The 975-nt window shown below is 44.6% G+C and carries 1 protein-coding gene; it reads right to left on the reverse strand.

The window, feature by feature from the left end; genetic code table 11:
- On the reverse strand, nt 1-880 hold an 880-nt coding region (locus HQN88_RS37195), incomplete at its 3' end, for an IS4 family transposase (RefSeq protein WP_173121631.1).
- Nucleotides 881-975 lie beyond the last annotated feature (95 nt).

Consider the following 975-nt stretch of genomic DNA (forward strand, 5'->3'; position numbering starts at 1 on the left):
GTTTGATCCAACGAAAAAACACTTCAATCTGCCACCGTTGCTTGTAAATGTCAGCAATCTTTTCTGCAGAATGCCAGTGTAGATTGGTGCCAATAATGACTGGGTTTCCTTTTGGATCTTGGAGAATGACAACCCGAAAACGATTCTTGCTGAGTGCCTTCTTTTTGCCTAATTGACAAGTGAAGTCTTGGTGGATGGTTCCTTCAAAATCTCGTTTACGCTCTCTTTGAATAGGCTCATGAAACGTCGTATTGTCACGAAGTCGTATTACAAAGTACTGCCGCTCTTGTTGTTCCTGGTACTCATCAAAGCGTGCGTGCTTCCCATATGCCCGGTCTGCAACCAAGATTCGCTGGCTATCCTGAACGGCAGGGCAAGATTTCATATCTGGCTCAGTACCTGTCGTTTCGGTAACCTTATACAATTCTCCACGATCCGCTAAAAGTGCTACATGTAACTTAACACTAGCTTTTTCACCTTTCAGAGGAGCCCATGGCATGCGCCCAAGGCCAGTTGTAATTTGGGTGGAGTCAACAACAAGGAGTTCCTTTGGAATGCCCAAGGCACGTCGTGTTTTCCGATTACATAATTCAATCATAAAGTGCAGCAATCGTTTAAACAGTTCAAAGGGCACTGACTTTGCTTTCTTTGAAAGTGTAGAGTAATTCGCGGAACGCAGTCCAGATTGAGCCATTCGCTGCTCACCGTCTCGGTATCCACGCCACTGCTGAAAAGCTGCTTCGCTAAGAAAAAGAAATAAATCGTAGATAGTGAATTTTCGAGCGACATCGATTACATCCAACTCGCCCATAAAGGAAAGCACCGTTTCTTTCGAGATAACACGTTGCAGAATCGTTGATAGTGAAGTAGACTTGTTCATGAGGCCGCCTCATTTCGGGTGTTTGTAGGGGTACAAATACCATACCGAATGAGCGGTCTTTTTGGCTACCTTTTTTTGGTTAATCAACAGGCCTG

The sequence above is a fragment of the Paenibacillus qinlingensis genome, from assembly GCF_013204845.1.
Classification (GTDB): domain Bacteria; phylum Bacillota; class Bacilli; order Paenibacillales; family NBRC-103111; genus Paenibacillus_E; species Paenibacillus_E qinlingensis.